This is a genomic window from Chroococcidiopsis sp. CCNUC1 (genome assembly GCF_023546805.1).
In the GTDB taxonomy this organism is placed as follows: Bacteria; Cyanobacteriota; Cyanobacteriia; order Cyanobacteriales; family Chroococcidiopsidaceae; genus Chroococcidiopsis; species Chroococcidiopsis thermalis.
The window spans coordinates 1,707,329-1,727,635 of the sequence record NZ_CP097480.1; the positions used below are offsets into that span (position 1 = coordinate 1,707,329).

Here is a 20,307-nt window from a genome sequence, read left to right on the forward strand (position 1 = left end):
TGTTATGTCCTAATCTCGCGGCAATAATTGCCGCAATTCTTGTGGGAGACAGCGATCGAAGAATTGCTCAATGACTCTACTATGGCGTTGATATAGCACACCTAGATAAATAATAGATATTCCTAAAACAGTGAGTGCGAACGGAAATAGTAGGGCATCTTTAAACACTGTATAAGCCAGGTGACTTAAATATCCAAAGACTCCTATAGCTCCGAACATCATAAAAACTTTGCGTTTCAACAACACCGATAACAAAATCAATCCCAAATTAATTAGACAATAAATAAATTTTTGCCATTCATTGCTATCTCTCATCAAAGTCATACCAAACCAGAAGGCAAGTAAGCCAAATAAATACAACCAAAAAGCAAAATCTCCATCGCGCCTGCGGGTGCGAAGATCGACTAAATACGCAACGATAATACACGCAATTCCAAACCATAGAGAAACCAAAAGTCTTTGTTCCCAGGTAAATTCATTTTTACCAAATAGCAATGGCGTTAAATCCATCGACATGAAATATAACGAAAAAGCAATCGGCGCAGTCAAAAATGGAAATCGGACAAACTTGAGCGCGATTAAACCTGAAATAACAGTCCCCAATTCCATCAAAAACCAACTGCCTTTAATCCAAATATAGTAATCTCGATATACACCCGGATCGCCTTGGCTCCAAAATCCCGTCCATCTTTGTAGTCCGTAAATTGCTAGAGGAGTCATGCAAACTGCGATCGCAAATAGCAATCCCCCAGGAACTTTCATGTTTTGGCGAAAGTACAAAGTTTTGCCTGCCATTACAAAACAAAACGCATAAATACTAGCTAATAGGAAGATTCCGCCGCCACCAAACGATTCCCATGCTAAATTCATAAACCAACTCATGGCAGAGATGACAACCAAAGCCCCAAAATAGAAAGCTACGTTGGCAAAATTAAATTGGGGGCGATGGTCGCTCCGGTGAGATAATGCTTGCCATAGCGCGTCTGCTTGCGCCTCAGTAATTAAGCCTTGGGAAGCTGCCCAATGCAAATCTTCTTTGTAAATTTTCATACTCGAAACTATAGGAGCGTTTACTCAATCATGAGAGGTAGTTTCGAGAAGATATACGGTTGTTGTGCCACTATTAAAGGTGCTTATTTTTACATATATTTTTGTAGGATACGTTATTTAACGTACCCTTAGCTCAACCCTGGAAACAATGGCGCTTCTTCCCTGTGATATTTCGCTAAATAATCTTTAAAAGACGTACCCCCAGTCCCGACTTCTACTCCAACAATTTTAAGTTGTTGAATTGCCAAGCCTAAATGTCCTTGATGAAATTGAGTCTGACATTTATCGTAGGCTTGCAAAAAGGTGAGAACTGCATTGGCATCAGGATAAGTGCGTAAATGGGCAACTTTCTCAGCTTGCGTGTCACCTATAGCACGACTTATGAGGAAATCGTAATAATGTGCTAAGTTATGTTCTTTATAATGCTCGAACCATTGAGTAATGCGATCGCCATATTTGCGATCGAATTCAGTCTCGGCAATATGTAACTTACCTTCAGAATCTTTAGTCCCACCTACCCAATATTTTCTCACTCCGCTCATAATTTCTAACTGCCGAAATTGAACTGATTGAAAGCCACTTGTAGGACCAATGCTAGTCCGAAATTCGACAAATGCTCGCATAGTGTTGAGAATCGGCATGGTAGTATTAACAACCTCATACAGTCGCAATACTCTTTGAAAGAAATAACACACTTCGCTAGTAGCACTAATAACTAAATCCGTATCTAATGCCTTTGATAAAGCATCTAACACCCGTTCCATGTCAATAATCATTTGATGGAAAGCAAGTTCGCAGATTTGATGTATGGAAATAAACAAATCTTCATCTTTTGAAGCAGTTAGAGTTTTTTTACAACTAATTAGCGCTTCAATGTTGTGATAATTCCAATAATGATTTTTGCTGATATCCAAACTAGGATCGAGAGGAGGTAGAGGTTGATAAGATTCAGACATAGTAGTACAAACGTTACACATAACGCCTATACATTATATTGACAAGAATTGCGATCGCACGATAGGAATTGTGGGGCGATCGCTATATCATCCATTTGGTGGTCAACAAATGTTGACTTATAGTAGTAATCTGAGAAATATAGACTGTTAGTATTACGGTTACACCCAAAGTTAGATTGATGCTGCTTTGAGAGGTCAATAGTATGGATAGATTGCAGCAACTGCTTCGGAACTCGTTCATTCGCCTAGAAGGATTACTGTATCAGATATTTGGATTTTTCCGCCAAATTTTTAATCTCTTTTATCAACGCTTACTGGTTTTGCTGCAAGCGCTAGGATTTTCAAATTCTAGTTATTACGTAGAAGGCGATCGCCAAAATAATATAGAATCGGCAGCAGAGCGGCAAATAACTGAAGTCAAATCAGAAAAAATCGAACCCAGCTTCACGCCTAATCGTCGTCCCGATCCGCAGATGGAATATTACCGCAAACTGGCTGGACAAGTAAATCCGACGAAAAAATAGGAGTTCGGGGTTAGTGAAAGGAAAACGGGGACAAGGAAGACAAGGAAGACAAGGGAGACAAGGAGGTTATTCTAGCCACCAGCCACTAGCCACTAGCCACTAGCCACTAGCCACTAGCCACTAGCCACTTGATAACTGAAAATGCCAGAAGTCCGGTTCGATAAGTACTATCGCTATGCAGATTTGACCGAGATTGTCCGCGCATACGCCCGAGAATTTCCACAATTGTTACGCTTGCAAAGCATTGGTAAAAGCTACGAAGGCAGAGACATTTGGCTATTAACAGTTACCAATTTCGCGACGGGCGACGATGTAGATAAGCCTGCTTTGTGGGTAGATGGTAACATTCACGCTACCGAACTCGCGCCTTCAAGTGCTTGCTTATATTTACTGCAAACGTTGGTGACTGGCTACGGTACTCAACCTGAGATCGCCCGTTGCTTGGATACTCGCGTATTTTATATCTGTCCTCGCGTCAACCCTGATGGTGCTGAGTTGGCTTTGGCAAACAAACCAAAGTTTATTCGTTCTAGCACTCGTCCTTATCCTCACCAGGGAGAACGAGAAGATGGGCTAGTGATGACAGATATGGACGGAGATGGGCGAATTCTACAAATGAGAATACCAGATCCGAATGGTGCTTGGAAAGTTTGCCCAACTGAACCGCGTTTATTAATTCCACGGGAACCAACAGAAACGGGCGGACAATATTATCGCATCCTCCCAGAGGGAGAAATTGAAAACTACAACGGCATCCAGATTGACATTCCACCACCGAAAGAAGGACTCGACTTAAACCGCAATTTCCCTAGTGGATGGCGACAAGAACAAGAGCAAATGGGAGCTGGACCCTATCCTGCCTCAGAAGCAGAAGTGCGATCGCTAGTTGATTTTATTACGAGTCATCTCAATATTACAGGGGCGATCGCCTTTCATACTTTTAGTGGTGTTATCCTGCGCCCCTACAGCCATCAAAGCGACGACGAGTTACCTACTAAAGATTTGCGCGTTTATCAACGCATCGGCGATAAAGCCACAGAAATCACTCAATACCCTGCTGTCTCAGTCTTTCACGAATTTCGCTACGATCCCAAAGACTTTATTACCGGTGCATTTGATGATTGGGCTTACGAACATCAAGGGGTATTTGCCTGGACGGTAGAAATTTGGAGTCCGCAGCGTCAAGCCGGAATTAAAGAGTATAAATTCATCGACTGGTACAGGGAACACCCCTTTGAAGATGACTTAACCATGCTGCGTTGGAGCGATGAAGTTTTAGGTGGTAAGGGTTATATCGATTGGTATCCCTTCGAGCATCCTCAACTCGGTCAAGTCGAACTAGGAGGCTGGGATGCAATGTATGCCTGGTCAAATCCTCCCCCGCAGTTTTTGGAAAAAGAGCTTGCGCGTTTTCCCGAGTGGTTGGTATGGCACTTGTTAATCTCACCTCAGTTGGAAATCTATGAGGCGAGTATCAGTCACTTAGGCGGTTCTAACTACCGCATCCGCTTTGCCGTTCAAAATACAGGTTGGCTACCTACCTACGTTACCGAAAGAGCAATGGATAAAAAACTGGTACGGGGTTGTCTATGTGCAATCGAGCTACCAGAAGGGGCAAAATTGGTAACGGGTAAATTGCGAGAAGATGTAGGACAACTCGAAGGACGCGCCTACCAACCTTCTGCACCCCTAAGAAGACAAGCCGATTCTACAAGCGATCGCGCTTTAGTTGAATGGGTAGTATACGCGCCTGATGATGGTACGGTATTCAAATTAACTGCTCGTCACGATCGCGCCGGAGTCGTCCGTACTACAGTTGTCAGTGGCTAGTGGCTGGTGGCTAGATAAAAATCTGGTGACTAGCTACTCACTAGTGATGAATGACAAATGACAAATGACCGATAACTCTCCCATATTCTGTTCTTAAAGTCATGACGGTATGCTCCGATTATTCCTATCTTGCAGCGTAGGATTAAGACTTTCATAGAGGATCAGAAATATGGGGTTGAGAGTTCCGTTCAGTTGCAGTCTAGCTTCGCTCAAACGTTTTATCCCGATTGTTATTGTGACTTTCGGATTAACTTTTATATTTCACTCCTTTGCTGCAACTCCAGCTGTTAACAAACCTCATCCCAAGATTGTCCTGATTTCTTTAGATGGCGCAACACCACCGTTACTCGATCGCTACTTCGCAACTGGTGTATTGGACAAACGTAAGGGATTGGGATTTTTGCAAAGTCAAGGACTTGTTGCAAAACAAAATCAAACTATTACCCCATCTCTAACAGCACCAGCCCATATTGCGATCGGTACTGGTTCTACGGCTGCTCGTAACGATATTAATGCTAATAGCTTTCACCTCGTCGCCAGTCCTTTCAAACAAAATATCAGCGGTTTTGCGGCTCCAATTGGCGGCTACTCGGTGGGAATTGATGGACCTCTGGACGACCATACCCAAACTGCTGAATCTCTCTGGATTGCGCTGCGAAACAACGGTAAGAAAGTCGTTGCAGCTACCTTTCCCGGTGCAGATGGACTCGATATCAAAATTCCTGGTTTAGCAGACAGTCCGATCGTTCAACCAGCTAGCGATCGCACGGTAGATTATACCGTACCGTTTGGCGCATTTGGCGGCGTAGGAGCTAGGGGCTTTAGCTTTACAGCAGCAGATTTTAGCGACGCTGCTAGCGAGATTATTCAGCAACTCACAACCGCAGGCAGATCGTCTTTTAGCCCCGTCAAAGTAACGACTCTCGAAACCATCCCCGCAAGCGGTTCGGGTAGCTTGACGGGTGGCGGCGGTTCCTATAACCTGCAAGTAGCAGCGATCGATACGAGCAACGATAAAGCGGTTAACTACGATACTTTAATTATTTTTGATGCCGATCGCGGTATCCAACCTAGAGCATCTCAACCCCCTGCTACTGGTTCCGCCTACCTTAAAGCCAGCGATCGCACCTCCAGTTTATTTTACTTTGAAGGTAGTACAAATAAAGTCGGTACGAGTTTCTACGTGACTCAACTCGCCTCCGACCTTTCCCAGGTGCGGTTAGCGCGTTATTCTGCTAACTATATTCCTTGCAACCAAGCAGTTTTGGCGGATGTGGACGATGCAAATAACAATGTTGGGTTCTGGGTTCCTCAGCCCGACTTCCGCATCCCCGAAAGAATCAGTTCAGGCTTTGATGATTTTCCCGATTTAGAACTAGAAGCAATTTATCAAGATCAAGTCCGTACTTTTGTAGATTACCAAACGCGGATTGCTTTACGGGCGATCGCCCAAAATCCCGACGCAGATCTCGTACTGACATATATTGAACAACCCGATGGTTCGGGACACCAATTTCTAATTACCGATCCTCGCCAAGCGACTGATTTTCGCGATCCAAACTCAATTGCCAATAACCAAGACCGAGAAAAAATCGAGCGATATCAAAAGTATCTGCGATCGGCTTATCGAGCAGCAAATACAGCCGTGCAGCAAATTATTGAGGCGGTTGGGACAAATAAGCGCGGTAGACCGAATAGTAATATTATCGTAGTTTCCGACCACGGTTTTGCCCCGTTCCACACCGCAGTTAGCTTCAACAACTACCTCAGCAGCTTGGGATTTGATAATACAAAAGTACGAGCAATTACCTCGGGTCCAGCGGTGAACATTTACATCAATTTGCAGGGACGAGAACCGGATGGCACTGTGAGCAAAGCAGAATATGTCACGCTGCAACAACAGTTGGTTAATGCTTTAGCCAAATTTACCGATACTAATCCAAACTATACTGCGGGAAGCAAATCTGTAGCGATCTTCGATAAGATCTACGCTCGTCCCATACCCAACGATCCGAGCGATCGCAACTTTGGCTTAGATACAAGTGAGTTTATCGGTCAAGACAGCGGAGATGTTTTTGCAATTATGCGACTGGGGTACAATTTTGACGGCACTCAAACCCCAGTGGTACAACGTTTGGGCGATTCGGCTTCAGAGACTCCATTGCTATCAGTCCCCAACTTCTACGGCGCTCATGGCTACGATCCAGAATTACCAGAGATGAGCGCAATTTTTTATGCTGCTGGACCAGATATTGGTACTGGGACAATTAAGCGAGTGCGTAATATCGATATTGCTCCTACGATCCTGCGAATTTTGGGCGTGCAACCCGCGCCCACTGTGGAAGGCGATCCGGTCAATCTAGGTCGGGCGTAAAGTCTTACGCAGATCCCCCAACTGGGTTAAAAAGTGGCATTTATTTCCCCCCTTTTGAAGGGGGGCTAGGGGGATCTCTCTTGTCGCAGTCAAACAATAAAATGACATTCGTTAGCAATTCCGTTCGCTCCAGACTTGGCAAAACATTAAGAATATCTTAAGAATAAAAATAAATTCCCGAAATATGCTGCTATGCTTATTCGCTAATTATTCAGCAGTAGATCGTTCTGGGATTTAATCTTGGATAGAATTCTGTCAATTTGAATACAAAAACTAGCTGAATTACGACCTAACAGAGGAAAGCCAATGCAAGATAGCGTTTCCCTAGTGGATGGCAGATTTATCGGTTATGTATTTGCCAATTGCATATTTCTCGATCGCTCGCAGCTAATTTACTTATATTCGCAAAATTCACTCAAAACTTAAAAATTATAAGTAAGTGTGATGTATCGATTTACCTAAGTGCGATCGCAACTTTAACGACAGTTAACCATAGTTTAGATCGCTAAAATTCTGAATGTTTTTGCCGTTTACTTAATCCATGAGGAGTTTTTATGTCTAGACGTATGTGCTGGTTATCTCAAGCCCAAGAGGGAGAAAAAATCTTACACTTACAACTCTCGCCCGACGAGCCTTGGAAGCCATATACTGCTTTTCGCCAATTCGCCGTACCAGACTATCCTATTCCAGGTGGTTCTAAGGGTTGGGCAACCTACCAAAAGTTATTAAAAGCAGGTTGGACTTTAGTGCATAGCTCCCGCGCTCAAGAATTTACCCTTAAGGATACCAGTGTCGTCAAAAACTCATAACTCCTAAAAGGATTTTGTCAGAGGAGTTAGGAGTCATTCTAGTTTTCTGCCTCCTGTCTCCTGGCTCCTTCTAAAACACTACACGTTAAACCGGAACAGCATCACGTCTCCTTCCTTGACGATGTATTCTTTTCCTTCACTACGGACTAAGCCTTTCTCTTTGGCTCCATTCATCGAGCCATTGGTTACTAGGTCGTCGTAAGCTACCGTTTCAGCGCGAATAAAACCGCGCTCAAAATCAGAGTGAATGACTCCAGCAGCTTGCGGTGCTACCATTCCTGCGGTAATTGTCCAAGCACGAGTTTCTTTTGGACCTGTAGTAAAGTAGGTACGCAAACCGAGTAATTCATAGGTAGCGCGAATTAAAGATTTTAACCCGCCTTCTTCTACCCCTAATGTGGCAAGAAATTCGGCTCGTTCTTCTTCGGGGATCTCGACTAATTCCGATTCCACTTGTGCTGAAACTATAACCACCTGTGCTTTATCAGAGGCTGCAAACTGTCTGACTTGTTCCACCCATTGGTTTCCAGTTGACAGATCGTCCTCCGATACATTTGCGGCATAAATGACTGGTTTAGCTGTGAGCAATCCCAACCCTTTAATTAAAACAGCTTCTTCATCAGTTAGACTAACTTGACGCGCTGGTTTACCTAGATTGAGAGCTTCTGTCAGTTTATCTAACACAGTTAATTCTAGCTGAGCTTCTTTGCTGGTTCGAGCTAGCTTGCGGGCGCGATCGCTTCTACGTTCGATTTGAGCTAAATCTGCTAAACCCAGTTCTAAATTAATCACCTCAATGTCTCGCACCGGATCGACAGAACCAGCGACGTGAATGATATCGTCATTCTCGAAACAACGCACGACATGAACGATGGCATCAACTTCGCGGATGTGGGACAGAAATTGATTGCCTAGTCCTTCTCCCTGACTTGCACCTTCGACCAAACCCGCAATATCGACAAACTCAACCCGCGTAGGCACGATTTGCGCGGAGTTAGAAATTTCGGCAAGCACCTTTAATCGTTCGTCTGGTACGGCAACCACGCCCACATTTGGTTCAATTGTACAAAAAGGAAAATTAGCTGCTTCCGCTTTGGCATTGGCAACTAAAGCATTAAACAATGTAGATTTGCCGACATTAGGCAGTCCGACAATTCCGGCTCTGAGCATGGCTGTGTAACGATCGCTTATTCCTTTGTCAGGATAACAAAATCTCAGAGGGATATATGAAACTTAATTTCACAAAATTCACGGAGGTTTTTACTACAGGTGAATTCTATCCTGAGAAAACTATCTAGGTTAACGTTTGTGTTGCAGAATCAGACTTCTATTTTACTTATTGCTGCTAGCTTGTGCTTACCAGTTATTGGTGCGATCGCTCCAGCCGCCAGAGCCGATATCCGCGATTTTACGCTGCACAATGAAACCAGCGTCAATATTCAGGAACTACATATATCTAATTCTGGCGCTGACAAGTGGGGAGTAAATCTTTTGGATAAAGATATTCTACTTCCAGATGAATCGGCGGACATAGTTTTTGAAGACAACTCCACCTCATGCCTTTACGACATCCGTGCTATTACTGATGATGGTGAAATAGACAAGCGCCAAGTTAATCTTTGCGAAACTGTAGATTTCTCAGTCAAGGAATAGCATTTGCTGCTAGCTACACCGGTTCGGGAATTGGTTGCGGAATTGGTGCAGGTACGGGTTGGGGAATTGGTGCGGGTACGGGTTCTGGTGCTGGCGATGGAATTGGCTGCGGTACTGGACTCGGTACGGGTTCCGGTGCTGGTGAGGGAGTTGGTTCTGGAGTCGGTTGAGGTAGGGGACTTGGTGTCGGATCGGGAATTTGTGGCTCGGGAATATAAATCATAGATGGGTGAAAGTAAATACAATACTCATCTAAGCTAAAGAGCGATCGCCACTTCTGACATCTCCCGAAATGCCTACACCTAGATACTGAAAAAACTAGGCAACTTGCTTGTATGGCAGTCACAAAAATTGCCTAGTTATTCATTTTCCCTCAGACATTATTTAGATCTCCATTTGTGGAAAATCAGAAAGATTATTCTCTATAAGTCGTGCTACCTACAGTTCGATCGGGGTCGCGATATGCTGTAGGTTCTTTTTTCTTTCTTCCAGCTAGTCCGAGTAACCCAGCTAGACCGAGTAAGCCAAGCCAACCCCAGTTACTATCATCATCGCGATCGTCTACGTCATCGTCAACAACTGTAGGTTGAGTCGTTGTTGTTCCAGAGTCTGGGGTGGTGGTAGTTTGCGCAGATACAGGTAGTGCTGTCAAGCTGAAGGCGAGAACTCCAGCACTAATTATTTTAGAAAGAGCAGCAATTTTCATGGTTATGTTTTCTAGTTGAATTGTTATGCTGCCTACTAATCTATTCAGTAGCAATCTAAACTAAATCGCTCTTAAGCCAGAAAACTCATTTGTTGGTAGATCTAGCTAAAGAAATAGAAAAAACACTTTTCTTAACCAAATTTAACTTTTTGCTTGTAGTTAAATTAACTTCTAATTAGTAGTTTTTCATCGCCCTTTGTATCTCTCTTTGGTCTTGACGGCGCTTTAAATCTTCCCGCTTGTCATGGAGTTTTTTCCCTTTAGCCAGTCCAATACTAATTTTGACTAAGCCGCGTTTGAGATACAGTTTTAGCGGCACTAATGTCAAACCCTGTTGTTCTACCTTACCAATCAGCTTGCGAATTTCCTGCCGATGCAGTAGTAGTTTACGAGTGCGGCGAGGGTCGTGATTAAAATATTGACTGCTGTTAGTATAGGGTGAGATATGAACGTTAATTAGCCATGCCTCTCCGTTACGAATAAGAGCATAGCCATCTTGCAGGTTGACTTTACCTGCACGGATTGACTTGACTTCTGTACCCATGAGTTGCAGTCCTGCCTCATAGGTTTCGAGGATATCGTACAAAAAGCGGGCTTTGCGATTGTCGCTCAATACCTTATAACCGTCGTTGTCGCTCATTGAAGTTTTCTTGCAGTATTCTCGTGCTGCTCTAAAGTACTAAAGTAAGGGGAAAATAAATTATCGACTATTTGCTAAAAGATTTACATCTACCTTGCTAAAAGTTAAGGTATGCTGGCTATTGCGAACTTATCACGTTTCTCGCTATCTTGCCATGCTAAATCGCTACTCTCGAAATTAGAAATACATCTCATTTTCTGAGGTAAAGACACAGAAGACAGAATTATTCCCACGGATGAACTGTTAGAGTTCAGTGAAGATGCCTTGTTTAAACTCTCTCCATAGATTATCTTAGGGACTTTAACCCGTCAAACAAACTTCTAACATCCCTGACTCCTATCTCCTACTGTAGCGATCGCGATGACAATTTTCTATCAAGAGTTGGAATTACTTGCATGGATATGTTTCGGTAGGATAAATAAATCCTCGGTTAATACTGTCACAGTACAGCCAGAAACCGCACCATCTTTACTCAGTGTAGTAACTCCATATTATTCATGCCTCTGACTATTCTTGTTGTTGATGACGATCCTGGGACTCGTCTGGCTATCAGTGATTATCTTGAGATGGCTGGTTACTCAGTCATTACGGCTGCTGATGGGCAACAAGGCTTGGATATGGTCGAGACTTATCGCCCTCATTTGATGGTGACAGATATTGTGATGCCGCGCATGAATGGCTATCAATTGGTACGGAGTGTCAGACAACACCCTTCATTTCGACTGCTGCCAGTCATTTTTTTAACAGAACGTAACAAAACTGAAGAGCGAATTCAAGGCTATCAGTCGGGAGCAGATCTTTACCTACCTAAACCGTTTGAGTTACAAGAACTAGGAGCGGCAATCCGCAATTTGTTGGAGCGATCGCAAATGATCCAATCAGAGTATCGCCTATCGCAGGAAGAAGGCTTGCGTCCCCAGACAACCGCAACGGCGATCGTCGAAAAACTTGATTTTCCCTTCCACCTCACCCAACGCGAGCAGGAGGTGTTAGTCATGCTCACTCACGGTCTTTCCAACGCTCAAATTGGTAGCCAGCTCCACCTCAGTCCCCGCACGGTAGAAAAATACGTTAGCAATCTCCTGCGCAAAACAGAAACCAACAACCGAGCCGAACTCGTCGGTTATGCCATGAAGCATCGGTTGGTTGAATAATGCGTGGTGCGTGGTGCGTGGTGCGTGGTCACTGATAACTGATAACTGATAGCTGTTCACTGTTCGCTGTCTACAATTTCCTGTTTGACGCGATCGAGCAGTCCGTTACAGGCATCAAGTAGGAGGTCAATTACCTGGTTGAAACCCTCTGCACCACCGTAGTAGGGGTCAGGCACTTCTTTTATGGTATGCGCGGTACAAAAGTCACACATCAAATGCACTTTATCGCGGTATTTACCACTGAAATCTAGCGCCAGAATATCGTAGTAATTTTCTCGATCCATTGCCAAAATTAGATCGAATTCCACCAAATCTGATTTTTGCAACTGGCGCGCTCGACCGCATAGCTGAATTCCCAGCCGATTAGCTGCTGCAAATGTCATGCGACGGTCTGGCGGACTGCCAACATGATAGCCACCCGTACCAGCAGAATCGCAAACAACGCGATCGCCTAACTGATGGCGATCGATCAGATGGTTCATAATATTTTCTGCCGCTGGAGAACGGCAGATATTTCCCAGGCAGACAAAAAGTAACTTATACATACAAATAATTTTTGACAATTGCTTTTTGTCTGTCATTTGTCATTTGCCATCAGCCATTAGTTGTATACAAATGACGAATGACGAATGACGAATGACGAATTTACATTCCTGGCAATTCCAAACCACTAGTTAACTCTTCCATCCGCTCTCGCATGGTAGCAGTAGATTTGTTGTACGCATCTTTCATCGCTGCCAGCACTAAATCGGAAAGGACATCTGCGCCTTCTTGCAGTGCTTCTGGAGCCACTTCTACCCGTCGAGGTTCTTGGTTACCGCTGAGAGACACTTTGACCATACCTCCACCAGCTTCGCCCTGGATCTCCATCATCTCCAATTCTTCTTGAAGCTTTTTCGCACCTTCTTGCACCTGCTGCGCTTTTTTGAAGGCATCTGCGAGTTCCTTCATTTTGCCCAGACCGAAGCCAAATCCTTTTCCTTGTCCTTGTGTCATATGCTAGTTGAGTCGATTTAATCGAAGTTCCATTAAATTATAGATGCGCCGAGAATCGATAAAGGGCAAAGGTGAAGTTGTGATACGTAATTTGTAATTAGGGAGTCGGGAGCGGCACTTTGTAGAGACGTTACATGTAACGTCTCTACAAAGTATCGATAACTGATATAGCCTTTTTCAATTCGATGAAATACAAGATCTGTAGGGGCGCACAGCTGTGCGCCCCTACGAATGTATCGCATCATAACGAGAATCGCTATAACTGATAGCTGGTCACTAATATTAAAATTCTCCAATTGTTTTCACTTCTGGCTCTAGCAGTAGTGACCAACGTTCTTCTACATGATGCTGGACGTAACGAATTAGCTGCCAAATATCGTTAGCTTTCGCACCACCACAGTTGAGAATGAAGTTAGCATGGCGCTGTGCGACCTGAGCTGCACCAATTTGATAGCCCTTCAAGCCTGACTGTTCGATCAACCAGCCAGCGGTGTATGGTAGGGGGTTACGGAACACGCTACCACAGCTAGGTAGATGATAGGGTTGAGTACGCCGCCTTTGCTCTAGGTGTTCGGTGGTGGCTGCTAGCACTTGTTGTGGATCTGCGCCTGGTTGCAGTTGGAAGATAGCTTGAGTGACGAGGCGCTGGCTGCCTTGCAAAATTGAGGTGCGATAGCTGTAACTTAGTTGGTCTGGAGTAAGGGTTTCTAGCTGCCCAGAGGGAGACAAAACTTGAGCGCTGACTAAAATATCGGCAATGCAGCTTTTGTGCGCTCCTGCATTCATGACCACAGCACCGCCGACACTACCAGGAATTCCAACAGCCCACTCCAGCCCTTGCCAGCCTAATTCTGCCACTTGCCAAGCTACGCGAGGTAAAGGTTCTCCAGCAGCCACGGTCAATTGACCGGTTCCCAGATCGAAGCGGCTGTAGCGCAAATGACGAGTGCCAATGACCAAACCAGGAAGACCGCGATCGCTAACTAATAAATTAGAACCTGCTCCAATTAGTGTCACGGCTAATCCTTCTGAGCGCGACCACTCCAAACTAGCTTGCAATTCTGCTAGATTTTGAGGTGCTACATACCATTGGGCTGGTCCTCCAACCCGAAAGGATGTGAGACTAGCTAGTGGGACTTGAGATTTAATCGCGCATTTTGTTCCAGGCAAGTATATTATCTGGCGATCGCCAGCAGTTTCTGGAATCGGAATTGGATTGGGGTGTTGGGAGGAGTTCATAGTGAGTGATGCGTGGTGTGTGGTTTGTGGTGCGTAGCTAGTGGCGATTGAGAGCTGGATTCTTTTCTAGTCACCAGCCACTAGTCACGCTTTCACCGATAACTGATAACTGATAACTGTCAGCCTTTAGCCTTGATTCTTTCAATTGCATTGGGAATAATTTGATTCAAGTTCCCTGCACCTAAAAATAAAGCTGTGTCTCCAGAACGCAAATTATCTACCAAAAACTCCTCGACAGCAGCAAGTGTAGGTAAATACGTGACTTGAGGATGATGGTTTGCAACCAGTGCTGCTAGTCTCTCGCCGTCAATCTGCCCTGAATTGGACTCGCCTGCGCTATAGATATCCGTGAGAACGACGGCATCGGCATGACTAAAAGATTTAGCAAAGTCTGACAAAAAAGTCAGAGTACGGCTGTAGCGGTGAGGCTGAAAGATCGCCACGACTCTAGTTTGGGGTTTAGCTTGCAACTTCGCAGCCGCCAGGGTTGCCTGGAGTTCGCTGGGGTGGTGCGCGTAGTCGTCGATGAATTGGATGTCATTAACAACACCACGCAGTTCAAATCTACGCCTAGCGCCTTCAAAGGTGGTTAGACTGTCGGCGATCGCCGCAAATTCTACTCCCAGCAGCCGACCGACAGCGATCGCGGCTAAGGCATTACTGAGATTATGTTGTCCTAGCAATGGCAAACGCAACTGCCCTAACTCTTTGCCTCGCTCCCATACCGTGGCGATCGTCCCATCAGCACCGTAAATCACGTTGGATACCGTGTAGTCTGCCGCCATCTCTGGATTGAGGCTGTAGCTAATTGTCGGTTGCAGGCGATCGCGGACTGTTTGGCAATCTATACAACCTACGACATGCTGGCACTGTTGCGCAAAAGTTTGAAAAGTCTTGACTACCTGCTCTAGAGACTTGTAGTGGTCGGGATGGTCGAGTTCGATGTTAGTAACTACGCCAATTTGACAAGCCAATTTGACTAAAGAACCATCCGATTCATCTGCTTCTGCTACTAAATACTGACTGTTACCGAGCCTCGCGTTACCCTCCCATGCTTTTACCTCTCCACCAACGATGATGGTAGGGTCGAGACCAGCTTTGAGTAGCATATACCCGATCGCGCTGCTGGTGGTTGTTTTACCGTGAGTCCCAGCTACGGCAATGCTATAACGCTCTTGAATCAGTGCTGCCAACAAATCGGAACGATGAAAGATCGGACAACCTAAATCTAGCGCTGCTTGATACTCTAAATTACCTGCATGAATTGCCGTCGAACAGATGACTTGTGGTAAGTCGGCAATTTTGCTGTTGGCGATCGCTGGACTAGCTCGTCTTGATGACTTGAGAAATACAGGCGCACTATTACCGCTCACTGCTAAGGCTTGGGGGCTGGCATCGGTCTGAGAGCGAAAAAACTCCAGATTGGATGCATCTTGGCGACTAAAAATATGCGCTCCTAAAGCTGCTAATTTCTCGGTGATATGACTCTCTCGGATATCGGAGCCAGAAACAGGTAAACGACGCTTAGCTAAGATATAAGCAAGAGCAGACATCCCAATACCACCAATACCGACGAAATGGAATGGTTTACCGCTTAAATCGACATAATTAGTCATTTTTACTCCTCACACCTCACCCCAAAGTCCAGTATACAAATGTCACGCGATATCATATCAGGAAATAAATTTTACGGATGGCTCGACTGTTTAAGTTTTTTATATCTGACATCAATTCGCTCTGTCCTCCCCAGGCGATGTTTATTTACAGGAATTTACGTACTTAGCTAATAGAGTTTAATTTTTATTTTGAGAAAGTATTTTATTTGGCAGAGATTTTAGTTTTTTTTCTGAAAAAAAGCACCCAAATGCTGAATGTCATTGGGTGCAGTATAACTAAGTACTGATTAAAACTGACTAAAGCGCGATCGCAAATTATCAGACCATGTGGTGACGAAAAGAATACACTCTTTACGACTTCTGATTCACTAGTACGGGCGCACAGCCGTGCACCCCTACAACTCCCCAATCAATTAGAAGAAAGCTGGTTGATGGCGAATCAAGTTGAAAAACTCTTCGCGGGTTTTTTGCTCGTCTTGGAATACTCCAAGCATGGCACTCGTAACAGTCCAAGAACCAGGTTTTTGCACCCCACGCATTACCATACACATATGGGTTGCTTCCATAACCACTGCTACGCCTTGAGGGTCTAAAATTTCCTGTACTGCTTCAGCAATTTGGCGCGTCAGTCGTTCTTGTACTTGCAAGCGGCGGGAGTACATCTCGACAATTCGAGCTAGCTTGCTCAGACCCACCACTTTTTGATTGGGAATATAGGCTACGTGCGCTCTACCCATAAAAGGCAGCATATGATGCTCGCACAAGCTGAAAAAGTTGATATCGCGCACGAGTACCATCTCGTTATGACCTTCATCAAAAATGGCTCCGTTGACGAGTTCTTCTAAAGATTGACTGTAGCCACTGGTGAGAAACCGCATGGCTTCCGCAACACGCTTAGGAGTTTTCAACAAACCTTCTCGCTCTGGATCTTCGCCTACACCGATCAAGAGGGCGCGTACAGCCTCCATCATCGACTCGTGGGCTTCTGCTTCGGTAGGAGTCTGTAAGTTTGGTTTTTGACCGTTGTGGGTGTTGCGGTCTGGTCGGGATTGAATCGCCTCCACCAGATCGGAATTCAAAGGCGATGATTGAAAGCGATTGGTAGAACCATTAGAACCGTTAGAAGCAGCAATAGTCATGGTGTATGTCTCAGATAAAGTTTAACAATGGTTATTGGTCATTAGTCATTGGTCATTAGCCATGAGTTAGCAGGAAGTGGAAAGTTAACCAGTGACAACGGGTAGACTGTCCAACTTTGAGAATCTAAAACCACAAGCTATATTTCTAATTGCTTGTGGATATCGTAGACGCTTCGATAGCATTCACTTACAAATGACAAATAACAAATGACTTATAGAGCGCCACCACCGGGCATGAGAGTTAATTCGGCGATCGCGGCTGGTGTTGGTAACAAGGCTGTATGTACGATTGACTGAGCGACAATTTCTGGTGTCAGCATGGCATTACGGTCAAAGTTATGCTGAACTGTTTCGCTGTCCCAAAGTTCTGTATTCACAGCACCAGGACAGATGGTGGTGACGCGAATACCGCGAGCGCTTTCCTCTGCTGCTAGGGTCTTGGATAGGGCAATCAAACCAGCTTTGCTGACGGAATAAGCTCCCCAGTTGGGGAAGGGAGTTTGTCCGGCGATGGAAGCAACGTTAATAATTGTACCGGAGCCGCGCTGGTGCATTGTGGGTAAAACTGCCAAGATGCACCCAAACACGCTAGTTAGGTTTAAATCTATCACTTTTTGCCAGTCAGGCAGAGGCGTAGCACTCAAAGCCCCCGTGTAGCCCATACCTGCACTATTGACCAAAATATCTATAGCTCCACAATCGGCTGCAATCGCAGCCATCTTCTCTGGCACGACATGAACTTGGGCAAGATCCAGGGCGTAAGTTTTTGCTTCTACGCCTGTCTGCCTTGCTGCACTTGCAACTGCCTCTAACTTGTCTAGCGAACGACCAACTAGAGCTAAGTTTACTCCCGTCTTTGCAAAGGCGAGGGCTGTTGCTTTACCAATCCCACTACTAGCACCCGTAATTAGGGCGCGTTTTCCCGTTGTCAATGTCATAAACTCCAACTTAATCGCACCACAAATTGCATGGCTGTTGTACTCATGTCAATCTCTTACCCCTGATAGATGCAATTACCTCTAGATTCAACTTATACTTTACCTGCAAGAATTTTTGTCTCGAACGTTCGGGCAGATGATTAATTCTTTATTCATGTTGGCTATAGCCATTCAATCGCGGATTTATTATGTAAATCTCTAGTAGAGTTGAATAGAACATAGAGATTACCGATCGATTGGCGATCGCCAGCCGTTACGGTAGACATTGCTGCTACCTATTGTCCACTTTGCTTTGTTTTGCCTAGCATGAGACAAAAATGAGAGGTTGTAAAAAATCTTTACACCCCTCGTTGATTATATCACCATCTTTTCCGTCTTCATCTTCTGACAAAACTTAGGAGTCAAATTCGGTAAAAACACCAATTTGACGGAATTTTTGATACCGCAGTTGACGGCGCTGTTGGCTGGTAAGTTGAGTTAATTCTTCTAAATGTTGTAGCAAAGCTTGCTTGAGAGCGATCGCGGCTTTGAGAGGGTCGGAGTGAGCGCCGCCGATTGGCTCTGGTAAGATTTGGTCAACAATACCTAAATTTTGTAAATCGATTGCTGTCATTTTTAATGCCATAGCAGCTTGAGCGGCTTTACTTGCATCTCGCCAAACAATTGCAGCACAAGCCTCGGGGGTGATGACAGTATAAACTGCGTGTTCAAACATGAGCAGGCGTTCGCCGACACCAATACCCAAAGCACCACCAGAAAAAGCTTCACCAATTGCGGTACAAATAATCGGTACGTCGAGGCTAAACATTTCGCGTAAATTATAGGCGATCGCTTCCCCAATTCCTTGTTCTTCAGCTGCGACTGTGGGTAAAGCCCCTGGAGTATCAATAAAAGTTAAAATTGGCATTCCAAAGCGGTTGGCGTGTTCCATCAACCGCATAGCTTTGCGATAGCCACCAGGGGAAGCCATCCCAAAATTACGGGCAATATTATCTTTTGTATCGCGTCCTTTCTGATTGCCTAAGATGACGACTGGTCGCCCTGCAAGGCGCGCAACGCCACCAACTATAGCAGAATCATCGCTTCCACGGCGATCGCCGTGTAACTCCATCCATTCGTCGCTAATAGCTTGAATGTAATCCAAGGTGCTGGGACGACGGGGATGCCTTGCTAATTGTAATTTTTGCGACGGCGATAAACTATTAAAAATCTCCTGGCGCAATTGGCGGGCGCGGGCTTCTAGTCGGCGAATCTCTTCCGACACGTCAACGCCATTTTCTGTTGCTAGCTCTCGAATTTGGTCGATGCGCGACTCCAAATCAACTAGTGGCTTTTCAAAATCTAACAGTAGAGTTTTGCGTTCGGTTGTTGCCATCTCGGAAGTGAGTAGTGAGTAGCGAGGGGTGGGGTAGTGAGTAGCGAGGGGTGGGGAGTGGTGAGTCAGTTGTCAGTTATCAGTTATCGGTGACCAGTTAGTTTTGACTTCTGACTTCTGTTTTCTGACTCCTCAGTTTTGACTTTTGACTTTTAACTTTTGACTTACTCTTCAATCCCTTAAACTGGTGAATTCTCAAACAGTAGAGGGCGAAAGCCGTGTTTGCGAGACATGTGACCAATTTGATCCATCTTTGCCACAGTAATTTGGTTGCGTCCCCAAGAAAAGTTAGTGTAGACCTTTTCAAATTCCAGTAGCATTGATTCAGCAAAGCAGGCAAACAACTGACGAGCTGGTACATCCATGAAGTTAACAATCTTCATAATTTTCCAGTCGATATCCAAAGAGTGTTCGACAATGCCACCGTTGAGAATATAAACCCCTGGATGTTGAATTTTTGTTGCCAGATTTTTAGGATAACCACCATCAATCATCAAACAGGGGTGTTTTAACATTTGGGCATCGATTTCAATTCCCTTGGGCATACTTGCCACCCAGACGACGATATCTGCTTGCGGTAGGGCAGTTTCCAAGTCTAAGATTTTACCTCGTCCTAACTCTGCCTGTAATGCTTGTAGGCGCTCTTGATTGCGGGCAATTAGTAATAAATCTGCTACGTCGGTACGAGCATTTAACCAGCGACAAACTGCACTACCAATGTCACCGCTAGCACCGCAAACGGCAACAGTAGCTCGATTGAGGTCAATACCCAACTGCTTTGCTGCTTGCTCCACCTGCTGACAGATAATGTAAGCAGTATGAGTGTTCCCCGTCGTGAACTGCTCGAATTTCAGTTGTACGTTACGGACTTGTTTGATCTGCTGCAAGTTAAAGTTTTCAAAAATAATCGAAGAAAAGCCGCCCAAAGCTGTAATGTCAATCCCATGCTTTTGAGCGTGCGCCATTGCGTTGATGATTTTTCGCGTTGCAGCTTTAATCCGCCGCGTAGCAAGCATTTCTGGCAGAAAGCAAGATTCGACATACTTGCCCTCGATTTGCTGTCCAGTAACGCTAGTAACTTTGATATCATCGACTATCTGTGGTGGTGCGCTGCACCAGAAATCAAGTCCTTGATCGGCATATTCGGGGTAGCCTAATTCTTGTGCTACCGATTGTGCGTGTTCCAGACTGTTTAAGTGACCGATTAGACCAAACATGTATTACGGATGTCAAACTGGTAGCTCTGACAAAGCAGAGCGGGTGGATGAGAATTTTTGTATCTTTAATCTTAAAAATACTACATAAAGT

20 protein-coding genes are annotated in these 20,307 nt (G+C 44.9%); 6 read left to right on the forward strand and 14 right to left on the reverse strand.

The window, feature by feature from the left end; all coding sequences use genetic code 11:
• Nucleotides 1–9 precede the first annotated feature (9 nt).
• Nucleotides 10–1,050 (reverse strand): DUF2157 domain-containing protein, encoded by a 1,041-nt coding sequence (locus M5J74_RS07990; RefSeq protein WP_250016243.1) that lies wholly within the window; start codon nt 1,048–1,050, stop codon nt 10–12.
• Between the two features lie 128 nt (nt 1,051–1,178).
• Nucleotides 1,179–2,006, reverse strand: coding sequence for a tryptophan 2,3-dioxygenase family protein (locus M5J74_RS07995; RefSeq protein WP_015153605.1), 828 nt, complete (start codon nt 2,004–2,006; stop codon nt 1,179–1,181).
• A gap of 203 nt (nt 2,007–2,209) precedes the next feature.
• Between M5J74_RS07995 and M5J74_RS08000 the strand changes: the two genes are divergently transcribed.
• From M5J74_RS08000 to M5J74_RS08015, 4 genes are all read left to right on the forward strand, one after another.
• Nucleotides 2,210–2,530, forward strand: coding sequence for a hypothetical protein (locus M5J74_RS08000; protein ID WP_015153606.1), 321 nt, complete (start codon nt 2,210–2,212; stop codon nt 2,528–2,530).
• 141 nt (nt 2,531–2,671) lie between these two features.
• On the forward strand, nt 2,672–4,360 hold the full coding sequence (locus M5J74_RS08005) for a M14 family metallopeptidase (RefSeq protein ID WP_250016244.1): 1,689 nt from the start codon (nt 2,672–2,674) through the stop codon (nt 4,358–4,360).
• A 169-nt stretch (nt 4,361–4,529) separates the two neighbouring features.
• The gene (locus M5J74_RS08010) at nt 4,530–6,734 is read left to right on the forward strand and encodes an alkaline phosphatase family protein (protein WP_250016245.1); all 2,205 of its coding nucleotides are present in this window, start codon (nt 4,530–4,532) and stop codon (nt 6,732–6,734) included.
• A 554-nt stretch (nt 6,735–7,288) separates the two neighbouring features.
• Nucleotides 7,289–7,543, forward strand: a complete 255-nt coding sequence (locus M5J74_RS08015) for a hypothetical protein (protein WP_015153610.1) — start codon at nt 7,289–7,291, stop codon at nt 7,541–7,543.
• Nucleotides 7,544–7,621: 78 nt separating this feature from the next.
• Here M5J74_RS08015 and ychF read toward each other — a convergent pair whose 3' ends face one another.
• A complete protein-coding gene (gene ychF, locus M5J74_RS08020; RefSeq protein ID WP_106218216.1) occupies nt 7,622–8,713 on the reverse strand; it encodes a redox-regulated ATPase YchF in 1,092 nt (363 codons plus the stop codon).
• Between the two features lie 138 nt (nt 8,714–8,851).
• Here ychF and M5J74_RS08025 point away from each other — a divergent pair, with 138 nt between their 5' ends.
• On the forward strand, nt 8,852–9,196 hold the full coding sequence (locus tag M5J74_RS08025; RefSeq protein WP_250016246.1) for a hypothetical protein: 345 nt from the start codon (nt 8,852–8,854) through the stop codon (nt 9,194–9,196).
• A 13-nt stretch (nt 9,197–9,209) separates the two neighbouring features.
• On the opposite strand, the gene M5J74_RS08030 is transcribed toward M5J74_RS08025, so the two are convergent.
• The 3 genes from M5J74_RS08030 to smpB all read right to left on the reverse strand — a co-directional run bounded on the left by M5J74_RS08030 (nt 9,210) and on the right by smpB (nt 10,542).
• A complete protein-coding gene (locus M5J74_RS08030; RefSeq protein ID WP_015153613.1) occupies nt 9,210–9,419 on the reverse strand; it encodes a hypothetical protein in 210 nt (69 codons plus the stop codon).
• Nucleotides 9,420–9,611: 192 nt separating this feature from the next.
• On the reverse strand, nt 9,612–9,902 hold the full coding sequence (locus M5J74_RS08035; RefSeq protein ID WP_015153614.1) for a WGxxGxxG family protein: 291 nt from the start codon (nt 9,900–9,902) through the stop codon (nt 9,612–9,614).
• A 175-nt stretch (nt 9,903–10,077) separates the two neighbouring features.
• Nucleotides 10,078–10,542 (reverse strand): SsrA-binding protein SmpB, encoded by a 465-nt coding sequence (gene smpB / locus M5J74_RS08040; protein WP_015153615.1) that lies wholly within the window; start codon nt 10,540–10,542, stop codon nt 10,078–10,080.
• A gap of 497 nt (nt 10,543–11,039) precedes the next feature.
• Between smpB and M5J74_RS08045 the strand changes: the two genes are divergently transcribed.
• Nucleotides 11,040–11,696 carry a response regulator transcription factor gene (locus M5J74_RS08045; RefSeq protein ID WP_015153616.1) on the forward strand — a complete coding sequence of 219 codons (657 nt, stop codon included), beginning with the start codon at nt 11,040–11,042 and terminating at the stop codon, nt 11,694–11,696.
• Between the two features lie 56 nt (nt 11,697–11,752).
• On the opposite strand, the gene M5J74_RS08050 is transcribed toward M5J74_RS08045, so the two are convergent.
• The 8 genes from M5J74_RS08050 to M5J74_RS08085 all read right to left on the reverse strand — a co-directional run bounded on the left by M5J74_RS08050 (nt 11,753) and on the right by M5J74_RS08085 (nt 20,216).
• Nucleotides 11,753–12,277, reverse strand: coding sequence for a low molecular weight protein-tyrosine-phosphatase (locus M5J74_RS08050; RefSeq protein WP_250016248.1), 525 nt, complete (start codon nt 12,275–12,277; stop codon nt 11,753–11,755).
• A gap of 64 nt (nt 12,278–12,341) precedes the next feature.
• Entirely contained in the window at nt 12,342–12,692 is a 351-nt protein-coding gene (locus tag M5J74_RS08055) for a YbaB/EbfC family nucleoid-associated protein (protein WP_015153618.1), read from the reverse strand.
• 282 nt (nt 12,693–12,974) lie between these two features.
• A complete protein-coding gene (murB, locus tag M5J74_RS08060; protein ID WP_250016250.1) occupies nt 12,975–13,931 on the reverse strand; it encodes a UDP-N-acetylmuramate dehydrogenase in 957 nt (318 codons plus the stop codon).
• 119 nt (nt 13,932–14,050) lie between these two features.
• Entirely contained in the window at nt 14,051–15,547 is a 1,497-nt protein-coding gene (gene murC, locus M5J74_RS08065; protein ID WP_015153621.1) for a UDP-N-acetylmuramate--L-alanine ligase, read from the reverse strand.
• Nucleotides 15,548–15,960: 413 nt separating this feature from the next.
• Nucleotides 15,961–16,686, reverse strand: coding sequence for a GTP cyclohydrolase I FolE (folE, locus tag M5J74_RS08070; protein WP_015153622.1), 726 nt, complete (start codon nt 16,684–16,686; stop codon nt 15,961–15,963).
• Between the two features lie 212 nt (nt 16,687–16,898).
• Nucleotides 16,899–17,624 (reverse strand): SDR family oxidoreductase, encoded by a 726-nt coding sequence (locus M5J74_RS08075; RefSeq protein WP_015153623.1) that lies wholly within the window; start codon nt 17,622–17,624, stop codon nt 16,899–16,901.
• 394 nt (nt 17,625–18,018) lie between these two features.
• On the reverse strand, nt 18,019–18,999 hold the full coding sequence (locus M5J74_RS08080) for an acetyl-CoA carboxylase carboxyltransferase subunit alpha (RefSeq protein WP_015153624.1): 981 nt from the start codon (nt 18,997–18,999) through the stop codon (nt 18,019–18,021).
• A 179-nt stretch (nt 19,000–19,178) separates the two neighbouring features.
• A complete protein-coding gene (locus M5J74_RS08085; protein WP_250016251.1) occupies nt 19,179–20,216 on the reverse strand; it encodes a long-chain acyl-[acyl-carrier-protein] reductase in 1,038 nt (345 codons plus the stop codon).
• Between the last annotated feature and the right edge of the window lie 91 nt (nt 20,217–20,307).

Excerpts from the sequence above, each read along its gene's own strand:
- M5J74_RS07990 (WP_250016243.1), bottom strand. The coding sequence starts at position 1,050 with ATGAAAATTTACAAAGAAGATTTGCATTGGGCAGCTTCCCAAGGCTTA.
- M5J74_RS07995 (WP_015153605.1), bottom strand. The coding sequence starts at position 2,006 with ATGTCTGAATCTTATCAACCTCTACCTCCTCTCGATCCTAGTTTGGAT.
- M5J74_RS08000 (WP_015153606.1), top strand. The coding sequence starts at position 2,210 with ATGGATAGATTGCAGCAACTGCTTCGGAACTCGTTCATTCGCCTAGAA.
- M5J74_RS08005 (WP_250016244.1), top strand. The coding sequence starts at position 2,672 with ATGCCAGAAGTCCGGTTCGATAAGTACTATCGCTATGCAGATTTGACC.
- M5J74_RS08010 (WP_250016245.1), top strand. The coding sequence starts at position 4,530 with ATGGGGTTGAGAGTTCCGTTCAGTTGCAGTCTAGCTTCGCTCAAACGT.
- M5J74_RS08015 (WP_015153610.1), top strand. The coding sequence starts at position 7,289 with ATGTCTAGACGTATGTGCTGGTTATCTCAAGCCCAAGAGGGAGAAAAA.
- ychF (WP_106218216.1), bottom strand. The coding sequence starts at position 8,713 with ATGCTCAGAGCCGGAATTGTCGGACTGCCTAATGTCGGCAAATCTACA.
- M5J74_RS08030 (WP_015153613.1), bottom strand. The coding sequence starts at position 9,419 with ATGATTTATATTCCCGAGCCACAAATTCCCGATCCGACACCAAGTCCC.
- M5J74_RS08035 (WP_015153614.1), bottom strand. The coding sequence starts at position 9,902 with ATGAAAATTGCTGCTCTTTCTAAAATAATTAGTGCTGGAGTTCTCGCC.
- smpB (WP_015153615.1), bottom strand. The coding sequence starts at position 10,542 with ATGAGCGACAACGACGGTTATAAGGTATTGAGCGACAATCGCAAAGCC.
- M5J74_RS08045 (WP_015153616.1), top strand. The coding sequence starts at position 11,040 with ATGCCTCTGACTATTCTTGTTGTTGATGACGATCCTGGGACTCGTCTG.
- M5J74_RS08050 (WP_250016248.1), bottom strand. The coding sequence starts at position 12,277 with ATGACAGACAAAAAGCAATTGTCAAAAATTATTTGTATGTATAAGTTA.
- M5J74_RS08055 (WP_015153618.1), bottom strand. The coding sequence starts at position 12,692 with ATGACACAAGGACAAGGAAAAGGATTTGGCTTCGGTCTGGGCAAAATG.
- murB (WP_250016250.1), bottom strand. The coding sequence starts at position 13,931 with ATGAACTCCTCCCAACACCCCAATCCAATTCCGATTCCAGAAACTGCT.
- murC (WP_015153621.1), bottom strand. The coding sequence starts at position 15,547 with ATGACTAATTATGTCGATTTAAGCGGTAAACCATTCCATTTCGTCGGT.
- folE (WP_015153622.1), bottom strand. The coding sequence starts at position 16,686 with ATGACTATTGCTGCTTCTAACGGTTCTAATGGTTCTACCAATCGCTTT.
- M5J74_RS08075 (WP_015153623.1), bottom strand. The coding sequence starts at position 17,624 with ATGACATTGACAACGGGAAAACGCGCCCTAATTACGGGTGCTAGTAGT.
- M5J74_RS08080 (WP_015153624.1), bottom strand. The coding sequence starts at position 18,999 with ATGGCAACAACCGAACGCAAAACTCTACTGTTAGATTTTGAAAAGCCA.
- M5J74_RS08085 (WP_250016251.1), bottom strand. The coding sequence starts at position 20,216 with ATGTTTGGTCTAATCGGTCACTTAAACAGTCTGGAACACGCACAATCG.